General features: G+C 35.0%; 7 protein-coding genes. 4 read left to right on the top strand and 3 right to left on the bottom strand.

All coding sequences use genetic code 11. The annotated features are described in order from the left end of the window. The first annotated feature begins 246 nt into the window (after positions 1 to 246). Together ACP6PK_RS04845 and ACP6PK_RS04850 are read left to right on the top strand one after the other, a co-directional pair. Positions 247 to 2,184 (top strand): choice-of-anchor Q domain-containing protein, encoded by a 1,938-nt coding sequence (locus ACP6PK_RS04845; protein ID WP_426558245.1) that lies wholly within the window; start codon positions 247 to 249, stop codon positions 2,182 to 2,184. A gap of 537 nt (positions 2,185 to 2,721) precedes the next feature. After that, positions 2,722 to 3,546 carry a YwiC-like family protein gene (locus tag ACP6PK_RS04850; RefSeq protein ID WP_426558247.1) on the top strand — a complete coding sequence of 275 codons (825 nt, stop codon included), beginning with the start codon at positions 2,722 to 2,724 and terminating at the stop codon, positions 3,544 to 3,546. A gap of 568 nt (positions 3,547 to 4,114) precedes the next feature. Here ACP6PK_RS04850 and ACP6PK_RS04855 read toward each other — a convergent pair. Together ACP6PK_RS04855 and ACP6PK_RS04860 are read right to left on the bottom strand one after the other, a co-directional pair. Continuing rightward, positions 4,115 to 4,531 (bottom strand): hypothetical protein, encoded by a 417-nt coding sequence (locus ACP6PK_RS04855; protein WP_094673841.1) that lies wholly within the window; start codon positions 4,529 to 4,531, stop codon positions 4,115 to 4,117. Between the two features lie 577 nt (positions 4,532 to 5,108). After that, positions 5,109 to 6,158 (bottom strand): aromatic ring-hydroxylating dioxygenase subunit alpha, encoded by a 1,050-nt coding sequence (locus ACP6PK_RS04860; RefSeq protein ID WP_426558249.1) that lies wholly within the window; start codon positions 6,156 to 6,158, stop codon positions 5,109 to 5,111. A 329-nt stretch (positions 6,159 to 6,487) separates the two neighbouring features. Here ACP6PK_RS04860 and ACP6PK_RS04865 point away from each other — a divergent pair, with 329 nt between their 5' ends. Continuing rightward, the gene (locus ACP6PK_RS04865) at positions 6,488 to 11,917 is read left to right on the top strand and encodes a trifunctional serine/threonine-protein kinase/ATP-binding protein/sensor histidine kinase (protein ID WP_426558251.1); all 5,430 of its coding nucleotides are present in this window, start codon (positions 6,488 to 6,490) and stop codon (positions 11,915 to 11,917) included. A gap of 387 nt (positions 11,918 to 12,304) precedes the next feature. Here ACP6PK_RS04865 and ACP6PK_RS04870 read toward each other — a convergent pair whose 3' ends face one another. Beyond that, positions 12,305 to 14,251: an FAD-dependent oxidoreductase gene (locus tag ACP6PK_RS04870; RefSeq protein WP_426558253.1), complete on the bottom strand. Its 1,947-nt coding sequence runs from the start codon at positions 14,249 to 14,251 to the stop codon at positions 12,305 to 12,307. A gap of 192 nt (positions 14,252 to 14,443) precedes the next feature. On the opposite strand from ACP6PK_RS04870, the gene proX reads away from it, so the two are divergent. After that, positions 14,444 to 15,460, top strand: coding sequence for a glycine betaine/L-proline ABC transporter substrate-binding protein ProX (gene proX / locus ACP6PK_RS04875; protein WP_426558255.1), 1,017 nt, complete (start codon positions 14,444 to 14,446; stop codon positions 15,458 to 15,460). Positions 15,461 to 15,619: the final 159 nt, after the last annotated feature.

The raw sequence follows: 15,619 nt of genomic DNA on the forward strand, positions 1-15,619 counted from the left end.
TTTTAACCAGAGGTAATTATCAATTATCCATTATCAATTATCAATTATTGAACAAGCATAATTACTCATTATTTAATACCTTGATCAAACCAGGATAATAAATATTTACCCTGGAATTATTGCCATGTCTAATTAAATTTCAAGCAAAATAAATCTGCCAAAGCTAATCTAAAATTTTTCCGGATGGGAACCAACTACTAATGTTTAACTAAACAGTAAACAAAATACTTAAAAAGAGAACAAATTATGGCTCTAGTTAGCAATCTGAATGATAGTGGTGCTGGTTCCCTAAGACAAGCAATTATTGATGCCGCCGCAGGTGATACGATTCAATTTGACCCCAGTCTAGGTGGTCAGACTATCGCCCTCGCCAGCGAACTATTAATTGATAAAAACCTCACTATTGATGGTGATGAAACCAACCCAGTCACTATAGATGCAGGAGGTAACTCCCGTGTATTTAATATTGACGATGGTAACAACTCTAATCAAGCTCAAGTTACCATTGATGGAGTCAACATTACAGGTGGTTTTGCTTCTGGTGCCGGCACAAATCAAAGTGATGGTGGTGGTATCTTTACTAATGAAGCACTCACTCTCAGCAACAGCGTAGTTACAGGTAACACAGCATCAGGTAGTGTAGCTGATGGTGGTGGTATATATGTGAATGACATAGGTAGCGCCAATATTTCCAACACCACTATTAGCAATAATACAGCAACTGATGACGGTGGTGGTGTATTCGCATTTGGTACTACAAATATTAGTAACTCTACTATCAATAACAACCTAGCAAGTGCTGCTGTTGGTGATGGTGGTGGTGTTTATATCGTTGGCACTACAAATATCAATAATTCCACTATCAGTGGTAACACAGCAAATAGTGAAGGTGGTGGTGTCTATGTTAAAGATGGCACGCGCCCTGATGCGACAATAAACAACTCTACAATTACTAATAACCAAGCACCTGTAGGTAAAGGTAGTGGTTTAGCTGCCTTCGGAAGCATTCAAACTACAACTGTCACCTCTAGCATTATTGCTGGCAACGTTAACAGTGACGTTGACGAATTAACTAATAGTAGTAACGCTATACAAAGTGGTGGCAACAACTTAATTGGTACAGGAAACGCTACTGGTCGTTTCAACGGTACAGGCGACCTAACTGGAGTCAACCCTGGTCTAGATCCTCTTGCTGATAACGGGGGACCCACTCAAACCCATGCTTTACAAGCTGGCAGTGCTGCTATTAACGCTGGCAGTAACTCTCTTGGTCTAACTACCGACCAACGTGGTACAGGTTTCCAGCGTGTTGTTAATGGTGTTGCTGATATTGGTGCTTTCGAGTTTGGGAACCCTATTCCTACCGACCCTACCGACCCTACCGATCCTACCGATCCTACCGATCCTACCGACCCTACCGATCCTACACCTATTACTGGTACTCCAGGCGATGACAATCTTCCTGGTAATGCCGAGAACAACATTATCGACGGCCTAGGAGGAGATGATACAATAAATGGTGATGATGGCGACGACCAACTGTTTGGTAGTGGTGGTCGAGATAGCCTCCTCGGTGGTGACGGTCAAGATTTTCTTGATGGTGGTAATGACCGAGATACCCTCCTTGGTGGTAATGACCGAGATACCCTCCTTGGTGGTGGCGGTAACGATAGTCTTGATGGTGGTAGCGAAGACGATTATCTTGATGGTGGTGCTGGTGCTGACATCCTCCTCGGTCGTACCGGGCGAGATACCCTCGAAGGTGGTATCGGTCGAGATACTCTTAATGGTGGTAGCGGTCGAGATAGTCTTCTAGGCGGTGCTGGTGCTGACATCCTTAATGGTGGTTTGACCGGCAATGACACTCTTGATGGTGGTAGCGGTCCTGATACTCTAACTGGTGGAGACGAGAATGACAGTTTTGTATTGCGTTCTGGTGATGGCAACGATCAGATTCTAGATTATGTAGATGATGCAACTGATCCTCTAGAAGCAGATAACTTCTTATTAGATGGTCTGACTTTCGATGACTTGATAATAGGACTTGACCCGAACAACAGTAGCAATGCTATCATACAGACTGATATATCTGGCTCGACAGAAACTTTAGCAACTTTGGTTGACTTTATTACCCCCACTAACAGTCTTGCCGATCTAACTAATACTGATTTTGTCCCTATCTAATTAGTATTAGCACTCTTTTTCCCAATCTAAATTGATTGTTAAAGCGATCGCCCCTTTGATTTGAGAGAGGCGATCGCTTTTGGCAATGTCCAGAATTAATCAAAATAATTTATATCATGTCCGGTAGCATCGGTATTGTATTTTCAATAATTGATAATTATCAATTATCCATTATCAATTATCAATTATTGAATTATCTTAATTTATCCTCATATTCAATTATTTTTCTTTAAAGGGTGGTGGTGCATAGTAATGGTAGAGAGAGTGTGGGGGGTGTGGGAGGTGTGGGGAGTGTGGGAGCGTGAGAAGAAATTAAAAAATATATATCTTCACCATTACAATGCAGGACTACCAAAAATAGAAATTTTTATTCCTAAGTAGCCTGATTTAGTAACTATTTCAGATTTCTGTATCAATGAATACTTAAAATCTAGGGGATATTTGTGAAATTATTAATAATAATTCTCAAGAATTTTATAGAGATATTTGCTTGAATCTGATAGAAATTAGTCATATTATCTATTTTGGAGGATAAGTATGGTTCAGTTATCAATAATTACTCCCAAAAAGAATCGTCCCAACCTATATGCTTGGTGCAGACCTACCTTTTCTCCAGAACAGGGGGTATTACTCGTCTTAGGTGGTTCTTTTCTCACTGGAGCAGCTTTAGCCCAAGAATGGACAAGCTCAACAACTTTAGCTCTAATCTGTGCTTTTTTCGCCTTACAAGCAGAACATCCCTTAGTAGTCCAAATCAAACAGCGAAGCAGTTGGAAACCTCGCTTTTTAATCTGGGGTGGTTTGTATGGAAGTATTGCAATAGCGATCGCTGGGTGGCTTTACCTCCAAACCCCATGTTTACTATGGATCTATGCAATAGCAATAGCAGCTTTAGTTGCCGATAGTATTGCTGTTTTCAAGCGCAAACAAAAATCTATATTAAACGAAATGATTGGATTTTTAGCTATCTGTCTCTCAGCACCTCTAGCATACACAGCTACCACAGGCAATATTTCTCTAACTGCTATAGCAATGTGGATACTTAATACCCTATTTTTTAGTAGTGCTATATTTACACTCAAGTTACGGAAACAAAAGACCAGTTGCCCTATACCCGGAATTATTTATCATAGCACTGCAACCCTAATTATACTTGGTATTTACTGGTGCAACTGCTTAAACTTAGTAACAGCTTTATCTTTCGGTGTGGCCTTACTTAAGTTAGCAGCGATCGCCCTTAGATTAGATTGGTATCGTACAACAAAATTTTATTTTGTCGCAATATTTGAAACCCGTTTTGCTCTCATCTACATTGCTATTGCTGCCATAAGCGTTCTTCCAGCTCACCTACCTAATGCTTAATTTTTTGGTAGTGGTAAAGAAGTAATGATAAGTATAGCCCTACGCGCAAGTCATGGATCGAGTGCGTAATTCTGAGGTCTCCATTTCCTACGGAAAGGCTACGCCAACAGAATGTAAGACGCACATCTGACAGTCAAAAGTTATCTCTGACTAAGTTTTTGGTGCGGAAATAGTCTGCAAACGGCATTTACCAATATCCGCGCCCTAAATGCGTAGTCCTATAATAGAAAACCCACCTAGTAATACCTTTTCACTTTAAGGATGTTACAAATAGTTGAAAATTTATAATGTCAAATAATCCCTTGAAACTACTGAATAATAAAGTTTTCTGTCTATTAAATCTTACTTTAGAATTTTGACTTTGGAATTTTGACTTCCGTGAAACGGTATAACCTAGGGTAGCTGTCGGTAGGGCGACGTACAGAAGTGATATTTGAATCGCTTAAAAGTTAGGTTATACAGTAATTTTAGCTTACTATTTCACATTATCAGTAGCCAACTATTTGTGACATTTTTCAAGTGAATTGGTATGACATTTTAGGACTACCAATTTTTTCAATCAAAAAAATTAGAGTGAATTAACAATAGCCACCCTACCATATCTAGGATCGATCTCAATTCCCATCACCTCAAAAGAGCTAAAATAACTACCATCAGGTGCAAAAATTGAGTAAGTTTTTGTTGTACCTGCTGGTAAGGATAAACATTGATTAAAAATTTCTTGCCTATACTCTAGAGGTACAAAATTATGTTCTCCAATTCTTAATGCTGCTTGATTATAAAAAGAAAATTGACCTTGGAAGTTAAGGATACCAGCAGGAGCTGGAAATTGTTCACACCACCTCAAGGCCAAAAACCATTTAGCTTCTGAAAGTCTTTGATATTCTCGGTTTGGGTTAGGGTGTTGCAAGACTTTGTATCCCCCTTCACTGGCGAAAATTGTTCCACCTAAAAACCCAAACATTATGCCAATGGTATTACCCATGTTGAACTAGCTCCATCCATAATGTGAGAGATATTGACTTCGATCGTGCTAATTTTTATTAGCTATGTTAGTTGCTCCCTAGAGAGTAACTGTTTGACGAACTTAAGAGTCAAAAGTCATTTCAGTTATCAGTTACCAGTTATCAGTACCGACCACTGTTTGCGTAGCATTCCGTAGGAAAGCCAGAGGCAAGAAAATACTGAACTTTATTTTTTTCATCCTCTTAAAAGGGGCAGCTATTGACCTGATTTTTTGGTCATAAGTCAGATATTATAATCTCTGTTTGAAATCGGAAGATTCAAACAGGGACAATTTTTCTTTATTGACGTGATTTATAGTAGTTTTCCCTCTAGATAGACTAGAGTGAGCTAAAGAAACCCTAGGCATCTTTACTACTTCCAACTCCCCACTCCCGATCAGGATTTTCTGGTCTATTTAACTGAAAAGTGATATAATTCAGGGACTTTTTACCGAACTATAATATGGTGATAACTTATGTATGATAAGTTTTATACCTTATGAGTATCTTATCGGCTGTTAAACAGATACTCTATTATTTTCAGCATATATTTATGATTCATTTGATGGCTTGTTTTCTAATTAACTTTTGTGTACTTACTAGAGCGCTGTTTAACTCATAATTACGGCGCTGAGGATTTTTTAGATAAGCTTGTTGTTCTTCTTCTATCATCTCTACATCTTGATCCACTAAACCATTGAGTAGTTTTTGAGCTGAACCAAATAAACTTTTTTTAACAAATCGTCTAAACCATTCTGGTAGTTTATGTAAACGCCAAAAGGCATGAAGTGATGTAAAGTGAACCAGATAAGCTTGGGTTTCTCTTTCGTTAATAGGACATAAAAGACAGTAAATTTGAAAATCTTTGCCCAGGTTAGAAACCCAATTTGGATAGATATAACTAACATTTAATGGTTCGGGATGGAGTTGTCGCAAAGCAGGAAATAATAATTGAGATATTGACCAAATTTTGTCAATTTTATAATAGCTTTGAGCCTGATAATAAGCATCTACCCGGTGGTCATTTTCAGATAAGTCTATTAATTCTGCTGCTGCCCAAGCTTGCCAGTTTTGATGTAAATGTCCGTGGTGCATATCCATTAAATTTTCTATTAAATAAGAATAATGAGCGCGACATTTTATGACTGATATTGTGGCAATATAATTGAGATGTTCCCACTCAGGAATTTCTAGAGGAGAAATTAAATTTGCCAATGATTTATCTCCAGGAAATACCCAGATAAAACCGTTTATTTCTTGGACTGGAAAAGTCCGAATTTGACAAGTCGGTAATTTTTGATTACTTGCTAAATAAGGTACATGAGAACATTTACCACTTGACTCAAAACGCCATCCATGATATTGACATTCTAATTCATCGGCGATCGCACGACCAGAACTAAGTTTAACAAAACGATGAGGGCAAAGGTCTTCTAGGGCATGGACTTTTCCATTGTAACCCCGGTACAGAACGATGGGTTGATGCCAAAGGGTAATGTTTAAAGGCTGAGATTTAAGTTCTATGCTACGAGCAACAGCATACCAATGATTTTGGTTAATTCCCAGGTTACGGATATCATGGTAGAAAGTAGTTTGAGGAGAAGACATATTTCAGTTATCAGTTATCAGTTATCAATTATCAGTATCTCTAGAGAATAGGGAGATTTGAAATACTGAAGTTTATTATTTTCATTCCCTTAAAAGGGGTGGCTATTTCATTAAGTGTAAAATGCACCGGGGGGATGAGTTTAGCAGGTGTGGGTCGGTGAGGGTATGGGAAGCTCGAACGCCCAAACAGTTAATTTAACCCTTCTGGTTGTAGTTTCTCCCCACATTTCCCACACTCCCTACACTTACCACACTCCCCTTGCCTTCTGCTTACGGACAATATTTAAGAATTAAGAACTAATTTAGTAGTTTTGCAGGAAAATTTAACAATGATTAATATTTCAGGTTACCAAATTATTGCCAAAATTTATGAGGGTACTAATTCCATAGTTTATAGAGCCACACAAGAGCCAGATCATCAGCCTGTTGTACTTAAACTTAGCAAAGGAAATTATGGGGGGGAATCTGAAAATAATCGGTATAGAAAAGAATATGAAATTCTCAAGTCTTTAAATCTTTCTGGGGTAACTAAAGTTTATAGATTAGAAAAATATCAGAATAGTCTAGTAATGATTTTAGAAGATTTTGGTGGTGCATCTCTCCAAACATTAATTGCCTCAGAAAAATTTACTATTTTGGGTTTTTTAAGGTTAGCTATAAAAGTAGCTGAAAGTTTAGGTGAAATTCACAGTGCTAATATTATTCATAAAGATATTAATCCATCTAATATAATATTTAATCAGACAACAGGGGAATTAAAAATTATAGATTTTAGTATCTCTTCTGTATTAAGTCGCGACAGCCATCAACTAGAAAATTCTAAAATTTTAGAGGGTACTCTGGCGTATATATCTCCAGAACAAACTGGGAGGATGAATTCTCCTATAGATTATCGTACAGATTTTTATTCTCTGGGTGTTACTTTTTATGAACTATTAACTCAGCAACTGCCTTTTAGTAATACTGATGCTATGGAATTAGTTCATGCTCATATTGCTAAACAACCGAAAGTTCCCCATGAAATTAATCCAGAAATTCCACAGATTATATCAAATATTATACTGAAATTATTAGCAAAAACTGCTACGGAAAGATATCAAAGTGCTTGGGGTTTAATTGCTGATTTAGATGAATGTTTAAATCAACTACAAATGACAGAAACAATAGTAGATTTTCCTCTTGGTAGTCAAGATATTTCTGATAAATTTCAAATCCCACCAAAACTATATGGTAGACAATTAGAAATTGAAGCACTAATGGGAGCTTTTGAGCGGGTGTGTAATGGTAGAAAAGAAATGATGTTAGTAACTGGTTATTCTGGTATAGGTAAATCAGTTTTGGTACAAGCAATTGCTCAACCAATTATTCGTCAAGGTGGGTATTTTATCTGGGGAAAATTTGACCAATTTCAACGTAGTATTCCTTATTCAGCAATTGTTAGTGCTTTTTCTGAATTAGTCAGAATTATTTTAAGTGAAAGTGAAGCTAAATTACATGAATGGAGAAATAAACTTTTAGCAGCTTTTGGTACTAATGGGCAAATTATTATTGATGTAATTCCGGAATTAGAATTAATTGTTGGACCCCAACCAAAAATCCAAGAATTAGGAGCAAATGAAACTCAAAATCGCTTTAATATTATCTTTCAAAACTTTATTGGTTTATTTTGTCAACCAGAACATCCCCTAGTTATTTTTCTTGATGATTTACAGTGGGCAGACTCTGCCACACTTAAGCTAATTAAATTAATGATGACGGATGAAGAAACAAAGCATTTGTTTCTAATAGGAGCATATCGAGATAATGAAGTTAATTCAACTCATCATTTATTGATGACTTTAAATGCCATTCGTTCTCAATCTGGGAATATAAATCATGGTCAAATAAATCAAATAGATTTAAGTCCTTTAAACTTTGAACATATTACTCAATTAATTGCCGAGACATTACACAATGATAAAGCTTCTGTAAAAGAATTAGCAGAATTAATAGAAACAAAAACAGGTGGAAATCCTTTTTTTGTGAATGAATTTATGAAAACTCTCTATCAGGAAAATTTGCTGAAATTTGATTCGGAAAGGATTCGGTGGGAGTGGGATATGGAAAAAATTACAGCACTTGATATTACTGATAATGTAGTGGAGTTAATGATTGGAAAACTAGAAAAATTACCAACTTTAACTCAGAAGGTTTTAAGTTTAGTTGCTTGTGTTGGGAATCAATTTGATTTGAATACCCTTTCATTAATTTATGAAAAAGAATCTTATGCAACTTTTCAAGATTTATTACCTGCTATTCAAGAAGGATTAATTCTACCTGCTTCAGAAACAGAAGCCAAAAATGTAGAATTGAACTTATATCCATTTTTAATTCTGAATTATAAGTTTTTGCATGACCGAGTACAACAAGCAGCTTATACTTTTATAGATGAATCTGAAAAACAGGCTGTACATCTGAGAATTGGACGTTTATTCTTAGAAAATACTCCTCCAGAATATCGTGGGGAACGAGTTTTTGATTTAGTAGATCATCTGAATATAGGCAGAAGTTTAATTACAGATGAACCAGAAAAAATTGAACTAGCAAAACTCAATTTAGAAGCTGGTAAAAAAGCCAAAGATGCCACAGCTTATGTAGCGGCTAAAGAATATATTACAGCAGGTATATCTCTATTAAATCGGGATTGTTGGAGTCAAGACCATGATTTAACTTTTGCTTTATATAAAGAAGGAGCAGTAGGAGAATATTTAAACAGTAATTTCTCAGAAAGTGAGGCATTAATTAATATAATATTAGAGCATTCTCAATCAATCATTGAGAACATAGAAGTTTATAATTTATTGGTTATTCAATATACTTTACGCGGTCAGTATGAACAAGCCATTGCAGCAGGTAAAAAATCTCTAGCATTACTAGAAATAGAGCTTCCAGAAACAGATTTACAGACAGCAATTAATCAGGATTTTACCAAAGTCAAAGAAAATTTAGGGAATCAAGAAATTGCCAACCTAATTAATGAAAAAGAGCAGCACACATCAAAATCTAAATTAGCTTTAGCTTTATTAACAAATTTGATGGCATCCGCTTATTTAACCAATCCCGAATTATGGACAATAATGATACTCAAAGGTGTCAACATTTCCCTAGAATATGGTTCCGTTGCCGAATCATGTCTGTGTTATTCTAACTATGGAATAATTCTCAATAGTTATTTCGGAGATTATCACTCCGCATATCAGTTTGGTCTTTTGGCATTAAAACTAACTGATAAATGGGAAATTTCGGGACTAAAATGTAAAGCTTGTGCAGGATTTGCTAATTCATTAAGTTTTTGGTTTAAGCACATTAAAGAGTCTAATATAATTAACCATGAAGGATATGGAGCTGCTTTAGAATCAGGGGATTTAGAATATGCAGGTTATCTTCTACATAACACATCTCTTAATTCATTATTTCAAGGTCAACCTATCCCAAAAGTATTGACAGAAATTTATCGCTACTTACAATTTACTCAAAAAACTAAAAATCAACTTTCCACAGATAGTTTAATCGGAATTAAAAATCTTCTAGAAAACCTGTCATTAAAAAGTGAAAATGAGGAGAGTGACTCTCTCAGCAAAGAGCAAATTAATTTCGATATTAATCTAGAGCAAGAAGCAGAATATTTAGCTAGTTGTCAACAACATCAAAACTTTTATTCCTTGTGCATATATCTAATTTATAAATCATATCTTTTATATTTGTATGGAAATTTAGATGCAGCACTAGACAGCATTTTATCAGCTCAAAAATATCTCGGATTTATTACAGGTATTCTACCTACTACAGAATTTAATTTTTACTATTCACTAATTTTAACCGCCCTTTATCCAAATGTTTCTGAAGTTAAGCAAAAAGAATATTGGCAGCAACTAGAAAAAAATCAACAACAGATGCAAATTTGGGCAAATAATTGTCCGGAAAACTTTGAACATAAGTATTTATTAATAGCAGCAGAAATTGCCAGTATTTCTGGACAAAATTTAGCAGCAATAGACTTATATAATCAAGGGATAGAATCTGCTAGTAAAAATGAATTTATTCAATATGAAGCCTTAGGTAATGAATTAGCAATAAAATGCTGGTTAAATCAAGGTAAACCTAAATATGCAAAAGTTCATTTACATGACGCTTACTATAGTTATCACAATTGGGGGGCAAATATAAAGGTAAAAGATTTAGAAAATCAATATCCAGAATTAAAAAATTTATTAACAGTTAAAAACTATATGATTGATCCTCAAACCACAGCAATTTCTAGTGAGACAGGCAGTAATAGTCAGTCCTTAGATCTAGCCACAGTTATTAAAGCATCTCAAGCAATTTCTAGTGAGATTGTATTAGATAAATTACTATCTAAATTAATGAAAATTCTCATGGAAAATGCTGGTGCAGAAAAAGGGGTACTTTTGTTACCCATAGAAGGACAACTAATGAATAAAGCGGAAGCTACTTTAGATTCTGAAGAAGTGGTAGTTCAAGAAACAGAAATTAATGAATCTGAAGATTTACCACTAACAGTAATTAATTATGTAGAACGAACACGCCAAGATGTTGTTTTAAGTAATGCTTTTGCTGAAGATCGTTTCACAACTGACCCTTATGTTGCCAAAATTCAACTTAAATCTGTTTTATGTACTCCTATTATTAATGGAGGAAAACTTATCGGAGTTTTGTACTTGGAAAATAACCTAACTACAGGTGCATTTACTCCCGAACGTTTGGAGATATTAAGACTTTTATCATCTCAAGCGGCAGTTTCCTTAGAAAATGCAATGTTGTACGGTTCAGTAGAACAAAAAATACAAGAAAGAACCCAGGAATTAAACGAAAAAAATCTCCGACTAGAGCAAACATTGCACGAGCTACAACGTACTCAATCTCAACTAATTCAAAGTGAAAAAATGTCAAGTTTAGGACAATTAGTTGCTGGAGTAGCTCACGAAATCAATAATCCTGTCGGCTTTATTTATGGTAATCTTTCCCCTGCGAATGAATATATTTCTGACTTACTAAATTTGATTGATTTATATCAAGAACATTATCCTGAACCTGTAGAAGAAATTCAAGATGAAATTGAAGATATTGACTTAGAATTTCTCATACAAGACTTACAAAAACTTTTGAATTCTATCAAAGTTGGAGCTGAACGTATTAGAGATATTGTTATTTCTCTGCGTAACTTCTCGCGCTTAGATGAAGCAGATATGAAACCTGTAAATATCCATGAAGGTATTGATAGTACCCTACTAATTTTACATACTCGTATTAAAGAAAAGTCAGATAGACATGAAGTTAAAATAGTTAGAAACTATGGTAATTTGCCACAGGTTATCTGTTACGTTTCCCAGGTTAATCAAGTGTTTATGAATTTACTTGCTAATGGAATTGATGCTTTAGAAAATCGGCGAGATAAACAACAAGAATTTGACAGTCAACCCACTATTACAATTTCTACTGAAGTAACAAAGTCAGAAACAGTAAAAATAAAAATTGCTGATAATGGTAGTGGTATTAATTCTCAAGCATTGTCTAAAATATTTGACCCATTTTTTACTACGAAACCAGTTGGAGTAGGTACAGGTTTAGGATTATCAATTAGCTATTCAATTGTAGTAGAAAAACATGGGGGCGATCTGAGTTGTGTTTCTGAAGTTGGAAAAGGTACAGAGTTCATAATTGAAATTCCTATTAAACCAGCAAATGGTAATTATAGTTAGAGGGAAGAAGTTAGAAGGAAGAAGGAATAAGGAAGAAGGTAGGAAGGTAGGAAGGGAGAAGGAATAAGGAATAAGGAAGAAGTTAGAGGGAAGAAGGAATTAGACCACTTTGAAAAAAGAATCCTACAAAAAGGTACATCTTACTCAGATATGCTGAAAAATAACTGCTCCAGTTCATTTTAGATAGTTATCTCTATCATTTTCCTTTTTTTTCAATATTTATCCTTTCTCTCCTAGATAATTGCTTTCTTCCTTCCCACCCTTTTTTCTCTTCTTACCTTCTACCCTTCTTACCTTCTTCCTTCTTCCCTCTTCCCTCTTCCTTCTTCTTACCTTCTACCCTTCTTACCTTCTTCCTTCTTCCCTCTTCCTTCTTCCTTCTAAATCTCAAATTTTAAGAATACCTTCTGGGTTTACTGATAGTAATTTTCGTCTTTGTAAACCCTCTCTATTAATAATTTCATTTGCTGCTAATAACCCACTACTAATAGCTCTTTCCATTAAACCACAAGGAAATGGCATTTTTACCCAATCTCCAGCAAACATTAAATTAGAAATACCACTATTAGTTTCCGGGCGTTGTTGATAACTACCTGGAGGATAAGCGGAAAAATTTTTCTGGTTTACTAATTCTCTATGGAGCAAATTAGCATCTTTTAATTCCGGTACAATTTCATATAATTCCTGTGCAAAAGTTGTCAGTAAATTTTCCTGAGTAGGAAACTGTTTTTCTTTATAACAATAGGCGTGTAATTCCACAACACTACCCCCTGTTTTTTCATGCCATTGAATAAATTGTTCTTGAATGCGATGATAGAGAGTAATACTATCAGTTAATTCATAGCCAGATAGAGAAGTAAAATTGCTATGTTGCCAGTCAAAGTCTCGGTCAAACCAAAAACGACAAACTGCAAATGGGTCAGCTATATTTAATTTTTCTACCTGAGATTTGACATTTTTATTTACTTCTCCTTCCATCACATTAAATAAGTGCTGAACTCCCGGAACATCCGTAGCAAAAACATAATAATCTGCTTGAATTTCTGTGGATATAATTTCTGATTTATTTTCCATTACGCCAACCAATTGCACTTGAATTTCTCTACTTTGAGTAATCTTGTAGCGCGATAAATTTCGTTTTGCAGGACCTGCTAATACTTTTCCTTTTCTATCATAAACTGCACCATGACAAGGACAGTAAAAATTTCCATCTTCTGCTAATTCTACAGTACAACCTTGATGAGTACAAGTCAGAGAAATAGCCTCATCTGAATTAGCTTTAATCCCAAAGAGGCGATCGCTCGAACCAAAATAATTAACTTCCTTATTATTAATTTCCCAATTACGTTCTACCCAAAAAGGAACTAAACTTTTAGCCTCTCCTAACTGATAACTAATGGAACTAATTTTATTATCTTGCCAATTAATTTTACTAACACCAACATCAGTAAAAATTTTACCTCCCTTACTTTCAATTTCTTTAGCAATAGGTTGTACTAAACTTGTACCCATATCTTGTCTCGTACCATTAAAAGCTAAACCTTCAGGATTACCAAAAAAATAGAAGTGAAAGAACTGCATTAATTCCGCAACGCTTAATTTATCTGGAGCATTAAGACTTGATTTAGCAAAAGGCAAAAAATACAAATCGTACAATCCTTGAGGAAAATCTTTTTCCACCCATTCAGCAACCGATAAATTGTCAAGTTGCTGATAAGTTTTCTCCACTTGAAAGCCACCTATAGCACGAAAAACTTCCCAATGTTTAGGCTTTCCTAAATTAATTCCCCATCTAAATCTATTAGGAGAAGAAATTGCTAAATCTACTATATTCCAAGGAAAAGCAGAAGTGCTTGGACGAAAAACTTCTGGTTGATATTTTCCTTCTTTAAATACCACAGAATAGAACTCTAAAGACTGGAAATTATCAGTAATGTTTAGTTCTTCCACTAAACTATTCAAATTGTAATATTGAGGGAAAAAACCATGAAAGCCATGTTCCATCATAAACTTTTCTCCCCCTATATCAACAGACCAACTAGCAATTTTTCCTCCTAGTTGTGGGGATTTTTCTAATAAAGTAACCCTAAAACCTCGCTGACTAAGTTCATAAGCACAAGCTAATCCTGCTAATCCACCACCAACTACTACCACACTTTGAGAATTGTTTAAATATCGTGGTAAATCTAGATTATCTTGGTTAAAAACTGTTGGTTGGGGTTTCGAGAATCGAGTATAACCCAGTAAACCAGTGGTAGCTCCAATAGTTAATAATTTGAGAATTGTTCGTCGCGAAACTGATGGAAATGATTTGAGATTAGTTAATTGATTCATCAGCAATAATTTGATTACTTTTGAAAATTTTTATTTGGCCGATTAACGCCCTGGTATATTTTAATTTAGTACAGAATTTTTGCCTATAAAAATATATAATGCTTAAGCTTTTCTAAAGTTTTTGGATAATCAAGTGTTTGAGGATATAGTCTAGATAAATAATCTTTATTGTAGGTTTATGAGAACTTTTAAATGAAACAAAAATTGAGGCAACTTGCCTTAAGAATAACTTTAATAACTTTCTTGATAGGTTTAATTGCCTGTCAATCAACCTCGTCTGTTAAAAAAACTAGAGTTCGTGCTGCCCATAGTAATTGGGTTGAAGAACATTTCCAAACCGAAATTGTAAATATTGGTCTTGAAAAACTTGGTTATCAGATTGAAAAACCGAAAGAAATTGACTACCCTGCTATTTATTTGTCTGTTGCTAATGGAGACCTAGATTATAGTGCGAGCAGCGGTGAAAAAGCACACGAAGCATATTTTAATAATGCTGGGGGTAAAAAAAAGTTAGAGCGAGTTGGAGTTCTAACTCCTAATTTAGTACAAGGGTATCAAATTGATAAAAAAACTGCTGATAAATATAATATTACTAACCTTGGACAACTTAAAGACCCAAAAATTGCTCAACTATTTGATTCGGATGGTGATGGTAAAGCTAATTTAGTCGGTTGTAATCCCGGTTGGTTTTGTGAACGAATAATCGATCATCAAATCAAAGCTTATGGACTAGAAAATACAGTTGAACACAATAGAGGACAATATATTGTTTTGCTTGCAGATGTTATTACTCGCTATAAGCAAGGAAAAAGTGTTCTCTACTATGCTTTTAATCCTCACTGGATATCTACAGTCTTAAAACCAGATCAAGATATAATTTGGTTGGAAGTTCCCTTTACCTCTCTTCCAGAATCCCAGAAAAATCTAACAGAAAAAGATACTACTATAGAAGGTAAAAATCTTGGATTTGCTCTCGATCGCCAGCGAATTTTTGCCAATAAAGAATTTTTAGCAGCTAACCCAGTTGCCAAACGTTGGTTTGAATTAGTTCAAATTTCAACTGAGGATATGAATGTTGAAAGTCTATATATTAAAGAGGGTGAAGATTCTCCAGAAGATATCCGTCGCCATGCTAAAGAATGGGTTGAAAATAATCAAGAATTGTTTGATAGTTGGTTAGAAGAAGCAAAAAAGGCGGCAGATATTTGACTTATGATTAAGTAGTTACTTTACCTAAAAATTAAAGTATAAAGCCTCTCCATTTATTGAGGAAAAAGAAAAAAATTCCTTTTAGTCAATCCTGTTCTTTATAATAAGAAGTCATTATTAATTGTTAATTGTTAATTATTAATTGTTGAAATAGTTTTT

Origin of the sequence: Dapis hubbardiae BLCC-M172 (genome assembly GCF_050016015.1) — a bacterium.
Lineage (GTDB): Bacteria > Cyanobacteriota > Cyanobacteriia > Cyanobacteriales > Microcoleaceae > Trichodesmium.

Bases quoted from the DNA above. Each gene is read 5' to 3' on its own strand.
- ACP6PK_RS04845 (WP_426558245.1), top strand. From the start codon at position 247: ATGGCTCTAGTTAGCAATCTGAATGATAGTGGTGCTGGTTCCCTAAGA.
- ACP6PK_RS04850 (WP_426558247.1), top strand. From the start codon at position 2,722: ATGGTTCAGTTATCAATAATTACTCCCAAAAAGAATCGTCCCAACCTA.
- ACP6PK_RS04855 (WP_094673841.1), bottom strand. From the start codon at position 4,531: ATGGGTAATACCATTGGCATAATGTTTGGGTTTTTAGGTGGAACAATT.
- ACP6PK_RS04860 (WP_426558249.1), bottom strand. From the start codon at position 6,158: ATGTCTTCTCCTCAAACTACTTTCTACCATGATATCCGTAACCTGGGA.
- ACP6PK_RS04865 (WP_426558251.1), top strand. From the start codon at position 6,488: ATGATTAATATTTCAGGTTACCAAATTATTGCCAAAATTTATGAGGGT.
- ACP6PK_RS04870 (WP_426558253.1), bottom strand. From the start codon at position 14,251: ATGAATCAATTAACTAATCTCAAATCATTTCCATCAGTTTCGCGACGA.
- proX (WP_426558255.1), top strand. From the start codon at position 14,444: ATGAAACAAAAATTGAGGCAACTTGCCTTAAGAATAACTTTAATAACT.